Genomic DNA, 20731 nt, shown 5'->3' with positions numbered 1-20731 from the left:
TTTCTTAATAGTGATGACAAAAGCCAGGCTGAAAGCCCAGCTTCTATCAATGATAATTTATTTTATTTTGAATTATTTTCTAACGATTTCTTCCATGATGTAGGCTTCAAGCGTATCGTCAACTTGCAGGTCGTTATAATTTTCAATCATTAGACCACCTTCTTGAGCATTACCAACTTCTTTAACATCATCTTTATAATGTTTAAGACTTGCTAGTTTACCATCGAAGACAACAACACTATCACGGATAACACGGACACTGGAATCACGGGTGATTTTACCATTGATAACCATAAATCCACCGATAGTTCCAACTTTTGAAACTTTAAAGGTTTCACGAACAATAGCTTCACCAAGAATTTTTTCTTTGAAGACAGGGTCCAATTTACCTTTCATCGCTTCTTCAACTTCTTCGATAACTTTGTAGATAATACTATGAAGACGAATTTCAACATCGTCAGCGTCAGCTTGTTGACGTGCTTGTGGTGTCGGACGAACATTAAATCCAATGATAACTGCATTTGATGCTTCCGCTAGTGTTACATCGGACTCATTAATAGCACCTACCGCTGAGTGAACAACATTTACTCGTACACCTTCAACTTCAATTTTAAGAAGCGAGGCTGCAAGAGCTTCAACGGAACCTTGAACATCGGCTTTAATGATAACGTTAACTGTTTTGATTTCGCCAGCTTTTAGGGTATCAAAGAGGTTATCTAGGCTAACACGTTGTGTATTTTGACGTTGTTTAAGAAGAGCACGTTTTGCACGTTCTTCACCAGCAGCACGTGCTGCTTTTTCATCTTCATAAACAGCAAAGTGATCACCTGCCATTGGTGTTTCATTCAAACCAGTGATAGAAACCGGAGTTGATGGTAAGGCAAATTTTACACGACGACCTAGGTCATTAGTCATGGCACGGACACGACCAAAGGTATTACCAATAACGATAGGATCTTGAACATGAAGCGTTCCTTGTTGAACAAGAAGGGTAGCAACCGCACCTTTACCTTTATCCAAACGAGCTTCAATAACTGTACCAATTGCTCGAACAGTAGGATCGGCTTTTAGTTCTTCAACTTCTGCTACTAATAGAACTGTTTCTAATAATTCATCAATGTTTTTGTTAAATTTAGCTGAAATTTCAACAAATTCACAGTCTCCACCCCAAGCGGTCGAGATAATACCATGTTCTGCTAACTCAGAAATAACACGTTCAGGGTTTGCACCTGGTTTATCAATTTTATTGATAGCTACAATAATTGGAACTTGAGCGGCTTTTGAGTGATTGATTGCTTCAATGGTTTGTGGCATTACACCATCATCGGCAGCAACAATCAGAATAGTAATATCAGTTACAGATGCTCCACGCGCACGCATACTTGTAAAGGCCGCATGCCCCGGTGTATCTAAGAAGGTTATTTTTTTACCTTCTTCTTCAATTTGATAAGCTCCAATATGCTGAGTGATACCACCAGCTTCTCCTGTAGCGACACGAGAGTTACGTAAAGTATCTAATAAAGTTGTTTTACCATGGTCAACGTGACCCATAATGGTAACAACAGGTGCGCGTTCTACAAGATTTTCTGGGTTTAGATAAGTTTCATCTTCAAAGAAACGCTCAATATCAGCATCATCGACTTCAACTTTCGCTTTAGCTTCAATTCCATAATCAACCATTAATAATTCAATGGTGTCGCCATCAAGTGATTGGTTTTGAGTTGCCATGACTCCCATCATAAAGAGTTTCTTAACGATTTCCGCAGGTTCACGTTTGATACGTTTTGCGATATCGGCAACTGTCATCCCTTCACTATATTCAAATTCTTTAGGTAATTCATGGAATTTACGCTCTGTTACTGGTTTTGGAGCGGCATTATTATTCCGATTATTTTTACCTTTTTTAGGTTTTTTGTTCCAGTTACTATTTCTTTGATTTCTCACTTGGTTTTGATTATTCCAACTCTTCTTATTTTTAGGTCCATTATCACGATTTTGTTCTTCATCTTGTGATTTTTTCAGGACGAGCTTTCTTACGACGTTTATCAACAGGTTTTGCTGTTGCCGCTTCAACAACTGGCTTAGTAACAACTGACTCTCTTGCCTTTGTTGCTTCCAAAGCTGCTGCTTTAGCAAGATTTGCTGCTTCTTTTTCAGCTTGAATTCTTGCTTGTTCTTGAGCAATCTGAGCTTGTCGTTTAGCTTCTTCTTGTTCGCGGAACTGATGTTCTCTAGTTCGCGTATACTCTGCATTTTGTTCTGCTTTTAAAGCAGCCGCTCTGGCTTTAAAGTCAATCTTAGGAGCTGGAGCTTGATATTGTCCACGTTCCTGAGACTGTCTATTATCACGATAGCGATCATTTTGACGGTTATTTCCTTGATTACGGTTATTATCCTGATTACCAAATTGACGGTTATCCTGACGATTTCCATTTTGATTAGGTTTATTATCAAATCGACGTTCACCATTTTGATTTTGGTTCCGATTTCCAAAACGTCCATTTTGACGGTTGTTTGGTCGATTGTCATTTTGACGATTCTGGTTGCCAGCTTGTTGGCGAGCAGCCTGTTCTTTAGCACGAGCTTCTCGTTCTGCTTTAAAGTTACGACTTTTCGGTTTCACCGTTTGAGGTTTTTCAGCAACAGTAGACTCTGATTTTTCAACAAGAGGACTCGCTACTTTTTCAGTTACTTTAACGGACGTTTCTTTTTTAACTTCAGGGCTTTCGGTAGTCTTAGGTTTTTCTTTTACTTCTGGAGTAATAGGTTTTTCTGATTTTGTTGAAAAACTCGATGCAATTTTACCAGCAGCCGACTCATCGACACTTGAGGCATGACTTTTGACATCTAAGCCTAGTTCTTTTGCTTTTTCAACAACTTCTTTACTTGTTTTACCAAGTTCTTTGGCAATTTCATGTAATCTTTTCTTTGACAATTTGTGTCCTCCTATTCGTCTATTCCATAAGAGTCCTCATTTTCTTTGAAAATCCAGCATCTGCAATAGCAACAACTTTTCGAGCTTTGCCAAGTGCAGAACTTAATTCCAGTGCACTAAGCACTGTGGAGACTTCTACATTATAATACTTACTTTTATCTGATACTTTTTTTGTCACATTTGGTCCAGCATCATTTGCTAGAAAAACTAGGTTTACTGATTGATTTTGAATTGCTTTTACCACTAATTCCTCACCAGATACAACTTTTCCAGCACGCTGCGCTAGGCCAATAAGATTTGTCAATCTCTCTAAATTATTCAAGACCTAACTCTCTTCTTTTTACTTTGTGATCCACATAAGCAATCAACTCATCATAAAAACTCTCTGGCACTTCCATAGCAAAACTACGGTTAAAAACATGTTTCTTCTTAGCCATCAAAGCTTCCTGGTTATCGAGTTTTATATAAGCCCCTCGACCATTCTGCTTTCCTGTTGGATCTATGAAAAGTTGACCATCTTTCGTTTTTACGATGCGAAGCAAATCTCTTTTATCAAGACTTTCACCTGAGACAAGAGATTTACGTAAAGGTATTTTTTTTACTTTAGGCATAAAACACCTCGATTCTTATTCTTCCTCGCTTAAAGTTGCTGTCTCTTCTAAAACTTCACTTGTTTCAATAGCAGCTTCCGCAGCTTCATATTCACTAGCTGATTTAATATCAATTCTATATCCTGTTAAATGAGCAGCAAGTCTTACGTTTTGACCACGACGTCCAATAGCTAATGATAATTTGCTATCTGGAACAACAACAGTTGCACGCTTAATATCTTCGTCATCAAAAAGTACCATATCAACTTCAGCTGGTGCAATCGCATTATAGATAAACTCTGCAGGATCATCTACCCATTGGATAACATCGATATTTTCTTCAACCGGTACTTCAATTCCTGTCTTAGCATCGAAACGTTTTGGATGGAATTTACTGATAACTTTTTTAATGTTACTTCCACCACGACCAACGATTGTTCCGATTGCATCGACATTCGGATTATGACTACGAACAGCTACTTTTGTACGATCTCCTGCCTCACGAGAAACACTCATGATTTCCACAGTTCCATCAAAGACTTCAGGGATTTCTTGTTCCATAATACGTTTGATGAATTCCGGATGGCTACGACTTACAAAAACATTGACACCTTTTGGATTGTTTTCAACTTTGTAAACATAAACTTCAATGCGGTCATGTGACTTGAAAGTTTCACCAGGAATTTGATCCTGATGTGATAATTGTGCTTCTAGTGACCCTAAGTTGACATAGATAAAACGTTGGTCAAAGCGCTCCACAGTACCAGTCATGATTTCACCTTCATGCTCTTTATACTCATTAAAGGTAACTTCACGCATTTGGCGACGCATTTTTTCCATAATCGTTTGTTTTGCCGATTGAGCAGCTACACGACCAAATTCTGCTACTGATTCTTCAAAGCGAATTTTATCGCCAAGCTCGTATGCCGAACTAATCGCTAAGGCATCGCTTAAGCTGATCTCTAAACGACTATCAAAAACTTCTTCGACAACCTCACGAACAGAATAGACTTGGAAATCTCCAGTTTTTTCATTAAATTCAATCACACAAGACTCTGATTGACCGTAACGGCGTTTATAGGCTGATTTCAAAGATTCAGTAACTGCTTCGATGATGTCATCTTTATTAATGTGTTTTTCTTCTTCCAAAATACGGAAGGCTTCTAGCATTTCTTTGCTCATAATGTGTGATGCTCAGCAATTTCTTGCAAAAGCAAAATTCCTTTCTTACTTAAAAATCGGTTAAAGTTTAACTGCCAAACGGGCTTTTGCAACAGTTTGATAAGGGATTTCAACAAGTTTGTGACGTGTTTTATCCAAATAATCAATGATTAATGTTTCGCCATCAAAAGAAACCAAATCTCCTTGGAAGACTTTAACTTTATCAATAGCTTTATAGAGACTAACATTAACATGAGAACCAACTGCTTTTTCAACTGCTTCCTTAGTTTTTAATGGTCTCTCTAAGCCAGGACTAGAAACTTCCAGCATATACTGTTCAGGGAAAGGATCTGGCGAAATCTTATCTAAAAGGGGACTAATAATCTCTGTTAGCTCAGTTGTATCTTCAACAGTGATACCACCCTCTTTATCAACCAAAATACTTAAAACATAATCACTGCCCATTTTTTCATATTCTACATCAACCAACTCATATGGTGATTGGATAACTGGTGATACCGTTTGAAAAACAGTATCAATGATTGTTTGATTTGCGATAACAATACCTCCTTTACTCTACATCTGTTCGGGAATTCCAAGTTTGGAAAAATATCAATACAAAAGTGGCGAGATATCTCCCACCACCGTTTCTGTATATGTTATTTCTATTATAGCACTTTCTAAGAACTAATCAAGTCAAAAATACGAAGATTAGATTTTTGTCAAAACAAATAATTTATTAAATTTACTAATTTTATTATAATAGGTAAGATGACAAAACTGGAAGGATATCCACTTTGATAAATATATTGGAAAATTTTAAAAAAACAAGAAAGAGAAAAAAACATATTTTTCATAATAAAGATTTCTATTTAACAATTATTCTGCTATTATCTTTTGGCTTATTAGCTAATTTTTTAAGCTACAATGCCTTCGCTAACCTCCACATTGGTCAACTTGATTTTATCTCAATCGAATGGCGTTTATTTCTGTGCTTGTGTATCAGTATAATCATAAATCAGCTCATTGATTTCTCTTATCTTTTGAAAATGGCCGTAACTTACTTGTTTTATTGCGGGACACACTATTTTCTTAAAATGACATTACGCTTAAATGATCCTACCTTTCTCTGGCAAGAATTTAATGACTTCTGGCAATACAACTCGCTAAAATGGTTAGCTATTATCATATGCTGTGCAATTGGTCTAAATCTCCTGGCAAGAAAAATTACCTTTCTAAAAAAAAAGTCAGTTTAAAAAATGATATTTTATCCCAAAATATTTCCTTAGGACAAACCTTTACACTCTTAACATTGACCTCCCCTCTCTTTCTAGAGCGCTTATCAGAAAATACTTTATTGCCCGTTTCAAATATTAAGCTTCCTAATCTAAGTCATAATGTCTGGCAATACACATTAACATTTTATTTCCTAAGCACTATAATAACTTTACTAATTGCCCATATGGTAGAGGACTTTAAGCAAAACCGAGTCGGTATATCCTCTCTCCTATCAACGAGCATCATCATTGCCATTATTGCAAATTACTTTATTCAAGTCGGTATTACTGATAAGGGTAGTCACTATCACTATTTCATCGCACCCGGAGCTACTATTTTACAGATTATTATTTTAACTTTTCTTTTCATCGTACCTTATCTCATAATTAATCGTTATATACCTGCAACGCTTTTAAATCTTATATTAGCAGCTAGTTTTGCACTTATAAATGCTATGAAATTCGAAGCTCGCCAAGAACCTTTTATTGTATCCGATTTAATTTGGATAAAGGATATCCAGTTTTTCAAAGATTATATTTCTTTTAATGCCATTATTTCAATAGTGATTTTTATAGCAATAATAAGTCTTTTCTTAAAATTCACCTATAAAAAATGTCTTTGGAGTCCACTTTTCAAAACAAATACATCTCACATTTCATTTATCTTAATATTCTTTAGCCTATTTTTTAGTGGTGCTAACTTCATCAAAAAACATGCTAATAGCCCATTCCCAGCAGGTATTCCGATTTTATCATCGGTTTATAATTTTTATGATGTCAATTGGTTAGGCATTAATGCAAATGCGCGCTTTCAATCCTTGTCTTATGTTTGGCTTAAATCACTTACTGTAGATAAGATGAAGATGCCCGAAGGCTACAATCGTCAAAAAATTGAAGACATCTACCACAAATATCATGACCTTTCAGAAGCTATCAATAAAAAGCGAAAATCAAGCATAGACGATCAAACTATTATCTATGTCTTAAGTGAAAGTTTAGCAAACCCACTTCATTTAGATGGCATAGAGTCTTCAACAAATCCATTAGAAAATATTGACCAGCTAAAAAAAGACACAACAAGCGGCATGATGATTTCTGACGGTTATGGTGGAGGTACTGCTAATATGGAATACCAAAGCATAACCGGTTTAAACATGACCAGTTTTTCTTCAAATGTAACTGTCTTAAACTCAGAAATCTTTCCAAATATGGATTTCGTGCCCTCTATTAGCCATTTTTATAAACCCCAGAATCGAATTGTCATTCACTTAGACAATGCTCACAACTACAATCGAACTGCTGTTTACGGTAAATTAAATTTTAATAAATTCATTGCCAAAGATGGCTCTGATGATAAACCAAAATCCATCAAACCATATGGTCAATACCCAAGTGACCAATCTACCTATCAAAATATCATCATTCAATTAGATGACAAAGAAAATAAATTTATTTATGCAATAACCATGCAAAATCATGGTCCCTATAATGCTAACGGTGCCAGCTACGCAATTAAAGGTAAAAATTTCTCAGAAGTAGAAAATCGACGTCTCCAAGATTACACCAATCGACTTGCTGAGACAGATCGTGCTACCTCTGACTTTTTCGAAAAATTAAGTCAGATGAAAAAACCAATTACAGTCGTCTTTTATGGCGATCATTTACCAGGCTTATACCCAAATAGTTTTTTTAAAACAAGTGACAATCGAAAAAAAGCAACTGATTATTTCATTTGGTCAAATCAGGAGAATTTTGAAAAACAAAACTTCCCTACTGTACGGTCAAATGATTTCCCTGCACTTCTTTTTGAAAGTACAAAGAGCAAACTATCACCCTATTATGCACTACTTTCAAAAAACTTACCATCTGAAGATTTTATCATTGATAAAAAGGCTGCCGAAGACTTAAAATATATTCAATATGACATTACTGTTGGAAAGAATCACATCAAAAAACATTCTGATTTTTTCTCTATTCCAACCAAAGATTAAGTATATTTGAAAAGGCATGAAATCAGAAGATTTCATGCCTTTTCTCATTATGAAGGAGAGGAGGGGATTCGAACCCCCGAGCCCCGTTAAGGACTACACGCTTTCCAAGCGTGCGCACTCGGCCACTATGCGACCTCTCCATAAAAGGAAGTTGCTAGCAACTTCACTAATCATCTAAAATTGTGCTTCTACCCGGTAGATAACTTGACCTTTATTAGCAAATTTTGTTTCATATTCAGTCATGACGTTACCTTCATAATCACTGGCATGTAAATCCAGCCAAACTTGTTTCAGGGTCATTCCGTATTGAGAGAAACTTGCTAAACTATATTCAAACAAGCCACGATTATCCGTTTTGAAATGAATTTGACCATGCTCTGGTAAAATCTCTTCATATGTTTTTAGAAAGTCTTTATAAGTTAAACGGCGTTTTTCATGTCTTGATTTGGGCCAAGGGTCGGAAAAATTAAGATAAAGGAGATCAATTTCACCTTCTTCAAAATAATTAGTTAAGCTTGAACCATCAACACGAAGCAAACGGACATTTGGTAGTTGACTCTCTAAAACTTTATCTAATGCATAGCTGAGAACAGATAATTGAATATCAATACCAATATAATTGATATGTGGATTTTGACGGGCCATACCGGTAATAAAGCCGCCTTTTCCAGAACCAACTTCGATATGAATGGGATTCTGATTTCCAAAAACTTGCTGCCATTTTCCTTTAGCAGTTTCGGGCTCTAATATAACATATTGTGGGTTGTTTTCCAAGTGCTCCTCAGCACCTTTTCGTTTACGAACTCGCATTTATAACTTTCTAAAACTATCTTTAAATTTACGTAGAGCGTAAATTTCCTGATTCACATGTTCCATATCACGCTTATCAAAACATCTAAGGATTTGTGTCAAATAAGAAAGTTGACCATACCAAAAAATCTTGCTCATGACCTTATCATTATTTTTATAGCCATAATATGATAACCATTCTGGCCAACGTGACCGCGGAATATAGTGGCTTAACAAATAAGCAACATCATACATACGATCCGTTAATCTAACAGAATCCCAGTCACAAAGGTAAATCATTCCACTTGTAGTGATTACCCAGTTACTGTGTTTGATATCACCATGAACAATTGTTGCAATTTCTGTCCGAAACTCTGGTAAGCTTCTTTTCAACTCCTTAACAACACTTTGCAGGTAAGAGTTTTGTTGAATTTGTAATGGTGCATTTTTTTCAAAGTCAGCAACTAAATCATATGGGTTTTCAATTTTATAGTTTAATTGCAAAAGTTGGTTGACCAATTGTTTTGACTTATGTAAGCGTAATAAAATATGAATAATTTGTTTACTATTCATATCTTGTTTACTTAAAATACGACCATCTAACCACTCTTGTGCACTCATCATATCGCCATTACCTAAGCGTTTCGCCCAGAGTAATTGTGGAGCAATTTGCTCTTTTGATAAGGCTGGTAAGATTGGGGTAGTATTTAATTTAATAAAAACGTTATCACCATTTGGGTATGTGCCTTTGTAGGCCTTTCCACTATTTCCACGTAAGGGCGTTAAGCTTAAATCATCATCTGTTACTGTCATTCTATCGCCCTCCTTTTCTATTTCAAATCACTTATTCCTATTTTACTTGTTTTGTCTGACTTAGTCAATCATGTTCTTAATCTTGTAAGGGATATAACTAAGGTTAGAAAGAGGATTGTTACCACTATCCCAACCAAGACGATTATGTCACGGCAAAAGAGTAATTGTAAAACTAGTGAAACCCCTGCTAGTAATCTCAAAAAATAGAGTAGTTTTGTTTTCTTCAATTTATTACTTACTGGGTATAATTGGCCTAAATAGAAATAATCATAATAATGGTAAAGCGCTAATAGCTGAAAATACAGGAGATACGTCCAAACAAAGTTAAGGCCTATTGCTAAATAATGATTTTTGATAAAAATCAAACTCAGGCAGCTCAACAAACTTAAGCGGATAAATAATCCCAGGTAATCTGAACCTCTCAAAAAGGCCCTTAAATGGAGGTTTGTCCATAAATACTGAGAATTTTTGGGGAAAGCCTTAATAATGGGGTTTAGATATTTTCGTTCTTTAAAAGTTCCTGAGATGCCTTTAACATTTGTAAAGAGAGCATAGAATTTCAGGATTCCTTGTTGTCGTGCTAATTCATAGGCGATAGCTTGGTCCCACTTCAGCCGACCATCCTCTAGTAAAGCGCTAGCCTTTCTTTGCTGGATAAACCATTTAAGGCAAATAAACAGGACTAATAAGGCTAAAAAGGCCACTATTGCCAAACCTAGTTTGGCCATCAAAGGATAGAGTAAGGTTAACAGTCCAAGACTAATACTAGTCCAGAGGAAAAAGGACCTTTTTGCAGCTTCTTTTAGATGATTAATAATGTAAGCTTCTTGTCTTAATAAATAATGACGATCAGCTGGCTCAAGATAGCTTGCTGGTTTGCCAATAGCTAACAAAATCAGGTAGACTGCTACTAAAAATAGAATAATAGGAATATGATTTTTTGGGAAATGCTTGAGAATTTGGCTATATTGGAAGAGGATAAAGCCTAATAAGAAGATTAAGACCAGGATAAAATGATCATTAAAACATAGGGTAAATATTTACGATGTAAGGCTAAAAATGCGCTTTGACGTTGCTTGAATAACTCTTTCATATTATACCTCTTTAGTTAGAGCTAAATAAATATCATTCAAGCTAGCTTCTTTATTCCCAAAACTTTGTCGCAACTCTGCCAATGTTCCTTGTGCTCGGATTTGTCCCTGATGGAGTATAACAAAAGCATCACACATTTTTTCTGCTGAGTCCAAGACATGGGTACTCATTAATATAGACTTGCCTTTTGCTTTTTCTACTTCGAGATAGGCAATTAAATCTGAAATTGCTAATGGGTCTAGGCCTAAAAAGGGTTCGTCTAAGATAAAAAGACTTGGGTCGATGATAAAGGCACAGATGATCATAACCTTCTGTTTCATCCCTTTAGAGAATTGACTTGGGAACCAATCTAATCTGTCTGACAAACGATAGGTTTCTAGTAAAGGTTTAGCTCTTTTGAAGGCTTCTTGGACGTCGATATCATAGGCCATAGCAACAGTTTCAATATGTTCAGCTAGTGTTAATTCTTCATACAAGCTAGGTGTTTCAGGAATAAATCCAATCTTTTTACGATAGGCTGCTATATCTTCATCGAGTGATAAGCCATCGATGGTAATTTTACCTTTATATGGCCGTAATAGCCCGATGATTTCGTTAATGGTTGTTGATTTACCAGCTCCATTAAGACCAATCAAACCTACAAGCTGACCATCTTGAACGGAAAAAGAAATATCTTTCAATACAGGAATGTTAAGATAACCTCCTGTTAAATTTTCAATTTTTAACATCTTTACTCTTTCTAGAATTGCTTTTGATGCTTACTATTATAACAAATTCTCTGTCAGATAGTATATCGGAAGAAGGTCCAAGAATTTTAAGAATGGAAGATGGGTGAAGTTTTTGGGTAATTGATTCGGACTTCTAGTCTAAAAATAATAGTTCAGAAAATTAAACTGAGCTCAACCTGTAAATTCTCGGAGAACTCAGCCTTTATTTTTTTACCAAGTTACTTGTTCTTGTTACGCAACTAACTTTTGCAACTGAAGCTTTTAAGAGAGATATCTTATTTAATTGAAGTGCTTGCAAAAAAAAAGGTAAAATAAGGTCAAAGGAGATTTACCATGACAAAACTAGTGAAAATAACAATTCTGATCTCCCTTGCTTATGGTAGTGGACTAATTGGGCGGCACTTTAAGAAAGTGTCCTAATGAAGTCATTAGTCTTGCCCCTTGCAAAGTCAGATTTTTGCTCTGCTATTATTCTCAAAAAGAAAAGGAAAATTGAAATGGATGATTGTATTTTTTGTAAAATTGTAAATGGAGAAATTCCAGCTTCAAAAATATATGAAGACGACGATGTTTTGGCTTTTTTTAGATATTTCACAAACGACTCCTGGTCATAGCTTGCTGATTCCTAAGAAACATGTTCGTAATGTCTTGGAGATGGATGCCGATACTGCTAGTCAAACTTTCTATCATCTCCCTAAGTTGGCTAGAGCTTTACAGAGTGCTACTAATGCTATTGGCATGAACATCGTCAACAATAACGAGGAGATTGCTGGTCAGACCGTTTTCCACGCGCATATCCACCTGGTTCCTCGATATAGTGAAACTGACGGAATAGCCATTCAATATACAACACATGAACCTGACTTTGATAGATTGGCACAATTGGCGAATAAAATAAAAATGGAGGTTGGAGAATGAAAGTTAAAGCATTTATCTTGGCGGGGTTAACCTCTTTTGCAGCCTACACCGCATATCAGAAACGTGATCAGATTAAATCTGGCCTAGCAGAAGCTAACAGTGAAAAAGATTTGATTCAGATGGATTTAGATAATATCAAAGTCAATCTCAATCGGATTCAAACTGAGATTCAAAAAATTCAAAGTATTGGGGACGACTTGACTTACAAAGTTCGAGTTTTCAAACAAGACACTCAACCTAAAATTAATCAAATCAAAGAACGCATGGAAAAGTATCAAAAATAAGACTCAAAAAGCAGCGCTAAAAATAGCACTGCTTTTCTTTATGGAGCGGTAACTGTTCCAGTTTCAGCACTTGGTGCTGGTGTTACCGGTACTGTTGGAGTCGTCGGTGTTACTGGGACGGTTGTCGAATCACCATTTCCTGAGTAAGTACCAGAATTAGAACCAACAGCAGGGCTTGAAGCAGCAGGTGCACTACTTTCTGGTGGAATAATGGTAATATTATTATCATAATTAGAATAATAGGTTCCATTAGAATCGCCTGAATATTGGCTATCTGAACCACTATCATTATTATTTTCTCCAGAATTGGAAGCTTTGCTTTTACTTGTTTTAGCACTTACGCCATACAATTCCTCATAAGTAACAGCTGACGTTTTCAATTCCGTCACTTTACTTAGTCCTAATTGACGACGAATGCGATTTTGCACCTCTAGTAGGTGTTCTTCGGTTACAATTTGATAAGAACCACCATCAGCCAAGGTGGCATCTACACCTTTTAATTGATAAGATTTTATTTTTTTAAGAGAATCGGCATAGCCAAGTAAGTTGGGAATGGTATCGCTAGAAATCTCAATATTGGTTTGCATGTTGTTGCTGACCGCGTGCAAAATTTTGCGGTAAGAACTAACACTATTGAGAGCTAGAATTTTCTTAATGACTTTCTGAATAACAATCCGTTGACGTTTTTGCCGACCATAATCACCTTCTGGGTCGTCATAACGCATACGAGCATAGACCAAGGCTTGTTCTCCATTGACCTTATGAATCCCTGGCTGAACCTTAGCTTGGTATTCTGGTTCGTTTTCTGAAATTGAAATGGGGAAATCAAATTCATTGGTTACAGTAATCCCACCAACGGCATCAACTAAATCAATTAATCCTTGCATATTAATGCGAACATAATTATCAATCTTAATATTGAGCAAATCTTGAACTGTCATAATGGCCATTCGAGCGCCACCGGCAGCGTAGGCAGCATTGAGTTTAGCCTCAGCACCATCCATATCATTTGATTTGGGACCAGATAATTCCATTAAAATATCCCGTTCCAAACTGGTCATGGTTGTTTTCTTTGTTTTCGGATTAATAGTTACTAAAATCATTGAGTCACTATTACCCGACCATTTTGACTTACGCTCTGATGAACCTGTATCAACACCCATTAAAAGAATTGAAAAGGGCTTTGTTTGACTGATAGCAGTACTCTTTTTCCCAGAAGTATTAAAATCTTTAAAAGTTTTTGCGAGCTCACTGGTAGAAAAATTGTAGGCGCTTGTGGCATAGACCCCCAAAGCTACAACTGTTGTTAGGATGATTGTTAAAATCATCAAGAATATTTTTTTTCCAATTTTCATGTATTTTTCTAATTTTCTAGTATTCTACCCATTAGATAGACATCTCGAAATTCTCCATCTTTAGTTATAACAGCTAATTTTCGTTTTCCTTCAATCTCAAACCCAAATTTTTCATAAATGTGAATCGCTTTTTGATTTTCAACTTGAACTTCCAATTCAATTTTCTTTAAAAAGTCTATTTCTATTGCCCAATCAATTGCTATAGCTAACAAATCTTGTCCCAAACCATAGCCTTGAAAAGGATTTTGTATACCAATAAAAAGCTCACCGATATGGTCGCTATCTGCTTGATGGCTATTAGAAATATTCAAGAGACCTATAGGCTGATTATCTACTTTTAAAAGCAGACACAACTCCTTTGGACTCTCTGTGAGCTTTTCTAACTGTTCAGCTAAAAAATGAGTTGGAACAGAGATAAGTGACTCTGTTTCAGTAATAAAGTCAGTCTCATTAGCTAATTGTTTGATAAGAACTTGTATTGCTGTGGCATCACTTGCCTGAGCCTCTTCAATGATTACACTTGCTTCAGGCATTTACAATATCCTCTAAAAGGTCTTCTGAACGGGGGCCTTTGGCACTTAATGACAGCTGACGTCCTAATTCTGTTTTAGCAAGGCTAATGGTTAAATAATCTTCAAATCTCTCTAAATCTAATAGATTTCCCCATTCGATAACTGTGACACCATTCCCATAAACAAAATCATCCAAATCGATGGAGTCGGGATCATCACCAATGCGATAAACATCTAGATGATATAGGGGGAGACGGCCTTGATACTCACGAACAATGGTGTAAGTTGGACTTTTAATCATTTGATCGATCTCGAGGCCTTTTGCAATCCCTTTTGTAATGGTTGTCTTGCCAGCACCTAGTTCTCCGGAAAGGATAATAACATCCTCTGCTTTCAATGCTTTTCCAATTTTGATACCAAAGTCAATCAGTTCATTTTCATTTTCACTATAAAACATAAGGTCATTATATCAGAAAAGATTTTGACTTCCAAGTCCTCAGTTGAGGAGACAGCAAAAAAGCAGTCACATACGTAACTGCTCTGTCTATTAATTATAAGATAGCTAAAATGACAAAGTTTAGAATAAAGAGGAAGGTTGCACCCCATAAAATTGGATGAACTTCATTAGCTTTACCTTTTACAATTTTCACTAAGCAATAGAAAATGAAGGCTCCTGCGATACCGTATGAAATTGAGTAACATAAAGCCATGAAAAAGGCTGCGAAGAAGGCTGGTAAAGCATCTTCGAAATTACTCCAATCAACATCCAAGAATGATGAAACCATCATTACCCCAACGATGATTAATGCAGGTGCTGTTGCTGCTGCTGGAACGATACCAACAAGTGGTAATAAGAAAATTGAAAGCAAGAAACATACTGCTGTAGAAAGAGCGGTTAAACCTGTACGGCCACCTTCAGCAATACCTGCAGCTGATTCAACATATGTTGTTGTATTTGACGTTCCGAATAAGGCACCGATTGATGTTCCGATAGCATCGGCAAAAAGTGCACGGTCCATCTTAGAAGAGAATCCAGTAGAGTTTTCAAGGGCTGCTTCGTCTTCTGCTGAGAAAATACCTGTACGACGACCTGTACCAATAAAGGTACCAATTGTATCAAATGTATCAGATAATGAGAAGGCAAATATTGTCATTAAGACTAATGGTAAACGTGTTGAATCTTTAAATAAAGATGCAATTCCACCAAAGGCCGCCAAGAAAGTTGTTCCTAATTCATCGAACGCTTGACCAATATGATTTGATCCAAAGTTTAAGTGTGATAAATCAACAACACCAAGTGGAATCCCAACTAATGTAGTTACAATGATACCAATTAAAATTGCTCCACGAACATTTTTAATGACTAAAACTGCCATAAGAAGGAGACCAAAAATAGCTAAGAGAACGCTAGGATCTGTGAATGTTGAAATCGCAGGTACAACTCCACCATTTGCGTTAACAGCAAAAACACCATTAGCAAAGGTTTTAGCTGTAGCTTTAGCTGGTTCAACGCCATTAACTGCTACAATATTTTGTGCTGATAATGAGAAATTGATAATATTTGCATTTTTAAAACCAAGATAAGCAACAAAGACACCAATCCCTCCACCGATTGCATGTTGGAGACTTAGTGGAATAGCTTTAATGATACTTTTACGGACTTTTGTAACTGTAATAAAGATATTAAATAGTCCACAAATAAATACCATCCCTAGTGCTTCTTGCCAAGAAAAACCTAGTCCAAATACGACTGTATAAGTAAAGAAAGCATTTAAGCCCATTCCAGGTGCTAATGCATAAGGTACATTTGCAAATAGCCCCATTATTGCTGTTGAAATTGCTGCAGCAATAATTGTTGCTAAAAAGACAGCTTTCGTTGGCATTCCAGCTGCACCAAGAATACTTGGATTAACAAATAAAATATACGACATTGCAAAAAAGGTTGTTAAACCAGCAACGATTTCGGTTGAGACACTCGTGTCATTTTCCTTTAAATTAAAAAACTTTTCCATTAGAATGGAGACTCCTTAAATAAGTAATAAGATAGGTAAAAATCAAAAAAACCGTCACTAATCATGACTAGCTTTGATTTCATCCAATAATGTGTCGTTAAAAACGATAGTATTATCCTACCACTTGTCACAAAGCTTTTCAAACAATTTAGAAAATTAATAACGAATTGTTCGTCTTTTCTACTAAAACAAAAAATTTTTCAAGTCTTTACCATTTACTATGGCAAATAAATTATTTTTGATATACTTTTATCATGACTAAAAAAATAATTGCCCTTGATTTAGATGGGACTTTGCTCCATCGAGACAACACTATCTCTGACTATACAAAGAATGTACTCCAAAAAGTACAAGAAAAAGGACATCATGTCGTGATTTCCACAGGTCGTCCTTATCGCATGGCTATGGACTATTATCATCAGTTACAATTAAAGACACCTATGATTACTTTCAATGGCTCCCTAACCCATATGCCTGAACAAAAGTGGGAATTCGAGCACAACGTAACGCTTGATAAAAAATATTTAATTGAAATTTTAAAATCTCAAAATGATTTTCAAATGGATTTTATTGCTAGTGAGTATCGTAAAAATTTCTACATCACCTTAAATAATCGCGAAAAAATTGATCCACAATTATTTGGTGTACCCTCAATTACTGATGAGATGAAATTAATTGAAACCAAAATCACGCGTAATCCAAATGCCTTACTAACTCAAACGCACCATCAAGATAAAAATGAATTAGCCAAACAAATGCGTAGCTATTTCAATAATGAAATCGAAGTTGATTCTTGGGGAGGCCCTTTAAATATTTTGGAAATTTCTCCAAAGAATGTAAATAAAGCCTATGCATTGAAATATCTCCTAGATCTCTATAATAAAGATAAGCAAGACCTCATTGCCTTTGGAGATGAACAAAACGATACCGAGATGCTCTCCTTTGCCGGCACAGGTTATGCAATGAAAAATGCTAACCCCATTCTCCTGCCCCATGCTGACCACCAAATCCAATGGACTAATGAAGAAGATGGTGTGGCAAAGCAATTAGAAGCGCTTTTCTTATAAAGATAAAACGAAACCACTTTGAAGATTAACAAGGTGGTTTTTTAAGAGATGTTTTTCCTTAGCTTGGAAATGTTTTTCATGCTTTCAATCATTTTTCATTATTTTTTCTTCATACTCTGAATTTTAAACCGTGAGATAATATCATCTTTTCACTAAATCTGATTATATAACATGACTTTGTGAATTTTTTCTTATATTTATAATTATTTCGGAAAAAGTATTGCTTTTTCATTGAAAACGTTTTAAAATAGATACGTTCTTGAATTTCGTTTAAAGGAAAAAGGATTGCCAAATGACTTATGAAGTAGAAATTTGGAAGGAGATTATTCTTTTTCATTTCAACGAAAAAATTTTTAAAAGGAGGAAGAACAAGAATGGGTATCGGTATTATTATTGCCAGCCACGGTAAATTTGCTGAAGGTATTCATCAATCTGGTTCTATGATTTTTGGCGAACAAGAGAAAGTTCAAGTTGTGACTTTCATGCCAAACGAAGGACCTGACGATTTATATGGACACTTCAACAATGCTATCGCTCAATTTGATGCTGATGATGAAGTCCTTGTACTAGCTGACCTTTGGAGCGGATCTCCATTTAACCAAGCTAGTCGCGTAATGGGAGAAAATCCTGAACGTAAAATGGCTATCATCACAGGTCTCAACTTGCCAATGCTTATTCAAGCCTACACTGAGCGTATGATGGACGCTAATGCAGGTGTTGAACAAGTTGCCGCTAATATTATTAAAGAGTCTAAAGAAGGTGTTAAAGCACTTCCTGAAGAACTCAATCCTGTGGAAGTTGTTGCTCCTCAAGCAGCTGCTCCAGTTAAACAAGGTTCAATTCCAGAAGGAACTGTCATCGGTGATGGTAAACTTAAAATTAACCTTGCACGTATCGACACTCGTCTTTTACATGGTCAAGTTGCTACTGCTTGGACTCCAGCTTCTAAAGCAAACCGTATCATTGTTGCGTCAGATACAGTTGCGAAAGATGAACTTCGCAAACAGTTGATTAAACAAGCTGCGCCTGGCGGAATCAAAGCAAATGTTGTTCCTATTAAAAAATTAACTGAAGTTGCCAAAGATCCTCGTTTTGGCAATACTCATGCTTTAATTTTATTTGAAACTGTTCAAGATGCGCTTCGTGCTGTCGAAGGTGGCGTTGAAATCAAAGAATTGAATGTTGGTTCAATGGCACACTCAACTGGTAAAACAATGGTAAACAACGTATTATCAATGGATAAAGAGGATGTTGCTGCCTTTGAAAAACTTCAAGAATTAGGAGTTGATTTTGATGTTCGTAAAGTTCCAAATGATTCTAAAAAGAACTTATTTGAACTAATCAAAAAAGCTCACATTCAATAAGGACCTTCCTTTAATTTTAGATTAAAAGGAAGCGTTTAATACTCAAATTGAACGAAATTTAAGTAGTTAAATTTCGATAGATACACTTCGAAAGGATAAGAAAATGTCAGATATTTCAATTATTTCTGCTATCTTGGTCGTTGTGGTTGCCTTCTTCGCAGGTATGGAAGGTATCCTTGACCAATTTCAATTCCATCAACCACTTGTAGCTTGTACTCTTATCGGTCTTGTAACTGGTAACTTAGAAGCAGGTGTCATGCTTGGTGGATTTTTACAAATGATCGCTCTTGGTTGGGCAAACATTGGAGCTGCAGTTGCACCTGATGCTGCCTTAGCTTCAGTAGCTGCTGCTATTATCATGGTTAAAGGTGGTAACTTCACATCTCAAGGTGTTGCTGTTGCAACAGCAACTGCTATTCCTTTGGCAGTTGCAGGTTTATTCCTTACTATGATTGTTCGTACTCTTTCAGTTGCCTTAGCACATACAGCTGATAATGCTGCTAAAGACGGTAATATTGCTGGGGTTGAACGTGCTCACTTCATCGCATTGATGATGCAAGGTCTTCGTATTGCAATACCAGCTGCACTTCTTATTGCTATCCCAGCTAGCGCTGTTAAAGATGCTTTAGGAATGATGCCTGATTGGTTAAACGGCGGTATGGCTGTTGGTGGTGGTATGGTTGTTGCCGTAGGTTATGCTATGGTTATCAACATGATGGCTACTCGTGAAGTTTGGCCATTCTTCGCTCTTGGTTTTGCTTTTGCAGCCTTAAGCGACTTAACACTTATCGCACTTGGTGTAATCGGTGTTGCTATGGCCTTCATCTACCTTAACCTTTCTAAACAAGGTGGAAATGGTGGATCAGGTAACGGTGGATCAAATGATCCTATCGGCGATATCCTAGAAGACTACTAGAAAGGGGCCTAACATGACTGAACAAATTAAATTATCAAAAGCTGATCGCCAAAAAGTTTGGTGGCGTTCACAATTCTTGCAAGGTTCATGGAACTATGAACGTATGCAAAACTTGGGTTGGGCTTATTCTCTTATTCCAGCAATCAAGAAATTATACACTACTAAAGAAGATCAAGCAGCTGCTCTTACTCGTCACTTAGAATTCTTTAATACTCACCCTTATGTAGCTGCACCTATTATGGGTGTTACCCTAGCTCTTGAAGAAGAAAGAGCAAATGGTACTGATATCGACGATGCTGCTATTCAAGGGGTTAAAATCGGTATGATGGGACCGTTGGCTGGTATCGGTGATCCAGTATTCTGGTTTACAGTTCGTCCAATCCTCGGAGCTCTTGGTGCATCATTAGCACAATCTGGTAACATCATGGGACCAATCATTTTCTTCCTTGGATGGAATATCATCCGTATGGCCTTCTTATGGTATACACAAGAATTTGGTTATAAAGCAGGTTCTGAAATTACTAAGGACATGTCTGGCGGTATCTTACAAGACATCACTAAAGGTGCATCAATCCTAGGTATGTTCATCCTTGCAGTATTAGTTGAACGTTGGGTATCTATTAAATTCACGGTTGACCTACCTTCTAAAATGTTATCAAAAGGTGCTTATGTTGAATTCCCTAAAGGAAACATCAACGGTGCTGAATTAAAAGGTATTTTAGGACAAGCCATTGGTGGTATGAGCCTTGATAAATATCAAGCACAATCACTTCAAGGACAACTTGATTCACTTATCCCTGGATTAATGGGTCTTGTACTTACTTTCTTATGTATGTGGTTACTTAAGAAAAAAGTTTCACCAATTACAATCATTATTGCTTTATTTGTCGTTGGTATTCTTGCTCGTCTATTCGGTATCATGTAATA

The 20731-nt window shown here is 36.3% G+C and carries 18 protein-coding genes, 1 tRNA gene and 2 pseudogenes; 7 read left to right on the top strand and 14 right to left on the bottom strand.

Going from position 1 to position 20731, the window contains the following annotated elements:
• Positions 1–72: 72 nt before the first annotated feature.
• The 5 genes and pseudogenes from infB to rimP all read right to left on the bottom strand — a co-directional run bounded on the left by infB (position 73) and on the right by rimP (position 5250).
• Positions 73–2935 (bottom strand): annotated as a pseudogene (infB, locus tag AT575_RS01215) (translation initiation factor IF-2).
• 19 nt (positions 2936–2954) lie between these two features.
• Entirely contained in the window at positions 2955–3257 is a 303-nt protein-coding gene (locus AT575_RS01210) for a YlxQ-related RNA-binding protein (protein ID WP_102776797.1), read from the bottom strand.
• Positions 3250–3546 carry an RNase P modulator RnpM gene (gene rnpM / locus AT575_RS01205; RefSeq protein WP_071793805.1) on the bottom strand — a complete coding sequence of 99 codons (297 nt, stop codon included), beginning with the start codon at positions 3544–3546 and terminating at the stop codon, positions 3250–3252. Before rnpM ends, AT575_RS01210 begins: the two co-directional genes overlap by 8 nt.
• A 15-nt stretch (positions 3547–3561) precedes the next feature.
• Positions 3562–4707 carry a transcription termination factor NusA gene (gene nusA, locus AT575_RS01200; RefSeq protein WP_102776796.1) on the bottom strand — a complete coding sequence of 382 codons (1146 nt, stop codon included), beginning with the start codon at positions 4705–4707 and terminating at the stop codon, positions 3562–3564.
• Positions 4708–4767: 60 nt separating this feature from the next.
• On the bottom strand, positions 4768–5250 hold the full coding sequence (rimP, locus tag AT575_RS01195; protein ID WP_102776795.1) for a ribosome maturation factor RimP: 483 nt from the start codon (positions 5248–5250) through the stop codon (positions 4768–4770).
• Positions 5251–6148: 898 nt separating this feature from the next.
• Between rimP and AT575_RS01190 the strand changes: the two genes are divergently transcribed.
• Complete coding sequence (locus tag AT575_RS01190) at positions 6149–7954, top strand: LTA synthase family protein (protein WP_165778628.1); 1806 nt, start codon at positions 6149–6151, stop codon at positions 7952–7954.
• A 53-nt stretch (positions 7955–8007) separates the two neighbouring features.
• Here the strand turns inward: AT575_RS01190 and AT575_RS01185 are convergent.
• The 5 genes from AT575_RS01185 to AT575_RS01165 all read right to left on the bottom strand — a co-directional run bounded on the left by AT575_RS01185 (position 8008) and on the right by AT575_RS01165 (position 11376).
• Positions 8008–8094, bottom strand: a tRNA-Ser gene (locus AT575_RS01185).
• A gap of 34 nt (positions 8095–8128) precedes the next feature.
• Positions 8129–8764, bottom strand: a complete 636-nt coding sequence (trmB, locus tag AT575_RS01180) for a tRNA (guanosine(46)-N7)-methyltransferase TrmB (protein WP_102776793.1) — start codon at positions 8762–8764, stop codon at positions 8129–8131.
• The gene (ccrZ, locus tag AT575_RS01175; RefSeq protein WP_102776792.1) at positions 8765–9556 is read right to left on the bottom strand and encodes a cell cycle regulator CcrZ; all 792 of its coding nucleotides are present in this window, start codon (positions 9554–9556) and stop codon (positions 8765–8767) included. It abuts the gene before it with no gap.
• Positions 9557–9624: 68 nt separating this feature from the next.
• A complete protein-coding gene (locus AT575_RS01170; RefSeq protein ID WP_342748312.1) occupies positions 9625–10536 on the bottom strand; it encodes an ABC transporter permease in 912 nt (303 codons plus the stop codon).
• Between the two features lie 114 nt (positions 10537–10650).
• Complete coding sequence (locus tag AT575_RS01165) at positions 10651–11376, bottom strand: ABC transporter ATP-binding protein (protein ID WP_102776791.1); 726 nt, start codon at positions 11374–11376, stop codon at positions 10651–10653.
• Between the two features lie 497 nt (positions 11377–11873).
• On the opposite strand from AT575_RS01165, the pseudogene AT575_RS01160 reads away from it, so the two are divergent.
• Positions 11874–12294: pseudogene (locus AT575_RS01160) on the top strand (HIT family protein).
• Positions 12291–12578 (top strand): chemotaxis protein, encoded by a 288-nt coding sequence (locus tag AT575_RS01155; protein ID WP_102776790.1) that lies wholly within the window; start codon positions 12291–12293, stop codon positions 12576–12578. The pseudogene AT575_RS01160 and the gene AT575_RS01155 overlap by 4 nt, the downstream one beginning before the upstream one ends.
• A 38-nt stretch (positions 12579–12616) precedes the next feature.
• Here AT575_RS01155 and lytR read toward each other — a convergent pair whose 3' ends face one another.
• From lytR to AT575_RS01135, 4 genes are all read right to left on the bottom strand, one after another.
• Positions 12617–13933 carry a glycopolymer--peptidoglycan transferase LytR gene (gene lytR / locus AT575_RS01150; RefSeq protein WP_102776789.1) on the bottom strand — a complete coding sequence of 439 codons (1317 nt, stop codon included), beginning with the start codon at positions 13931–13933 and terminating at the stop codon, positions 12617–12619.
• Between the two features lie 8 nt (positions 13934–13941).
• Positions 13942–14466 carry a GNAT family N-acetyltransferase gene (locus tag AT575_RS01145; RefSeq protein WP_102776788.1) on the bottom strand — a complete coding sequence of 175 codons (525 nt, stop codon included), beginning with the start codon at positions 14464–14466 and terminating at the stop codon, positions 13942–13944.
• Entirely contained in the window at positions 14459–14902 is a 444-nt protein-coding gene (gene tsaE, locus AT575_RS01140) for a tRNA (adenosine(37)-N6)-threonylcarbamoyltransferase complex ATPase subunit type 1 TsaE (protein WP_102776787.1), read from the bottom strand. The genes AT575_RS01145 and tsaE overlap by 8 nt, the downstream gene beginning before the upstream one ends.
• Before the next feature lie 94 nt (positions 14903–14996).
• On the bottom strand, positions 14997–16457 hold the full coding sequence (locus AT575_RS01135; protein WP_071793817.1) for an NCS2 family permease: 1461 nt from the start codon (positions 16455–16457) through the stop codon (positions 14997–14999).
• Positions 16458–16711: 254 nt separating this feature from the next.
• Here AT575_RS01135 and AT575_RS01130 point away from each other — a divergent pair, with 254 nt between their 5' ends.
• From AT575_RS01130 to AT575_RS01110, 4 genes are all read left to right on the top strand, one after another.
• A complete protein-coding gene (locus AT575_RS01130) occupies positions 16712–17524 on the top strand; it encodes a Cof-type HAD-IIB family hydrolase (protein ID WP_102776786.1) in 813 nt (270 codons plus the stop codon).
• Between the two features lie 374 nt (positions 17525–17898).
• A complete protein-coding gene (locus AT575_RS01120) occupies positions 17899–18888 on the top strand; it encodes a PTS sugar transporter subunit IIB (RefSeq protein ID WP_102776784.1) in 990 nt (329 codons plus the stop codon).
• Positions 18889–18991: 103 nt separating this feature from the next.
• Entirely contained in the window at positions 18992–19804 is an 813-nt protein-coding gene (locus AT575_RS01115) for a PTS mannose/fructose/sorbose transporter subunit IIC (protein WP_071793821.1), read from the top strand.
• A 13-nt stretch (positions 19805–19817) separates the two neighbouring features.
• Positions 19818–20729: a PTS system mannose/fructose/sorbose family transporter subunit IID gene (locus AT575_RS01110; RefSeq protein WP_071793822.1), complete on the top strand. Its 912-nt coding sequence runs from the start codon at positions 19818–19820 to the stop codon at positions 20727–20729.
• The last annotated feature ends 2 nt before the right edge of the window (positions 20730–20731 follow it).

Origin of the sequence: Streptococcus penaeicida (assembly GCF_002887775.1) — a bacterium.
Taxonomy (GTDB): domain Bacteria; phylum Bacillota; class Bacilli; order Lactobacillales; family Streptococcaceae; genus Streptococcus; species Streptococcus penaeicida.
Note: the sequence above shows the minus strand (reverse complement) of the source record. Positions and strands in the feature narration are given on the sequence as shown.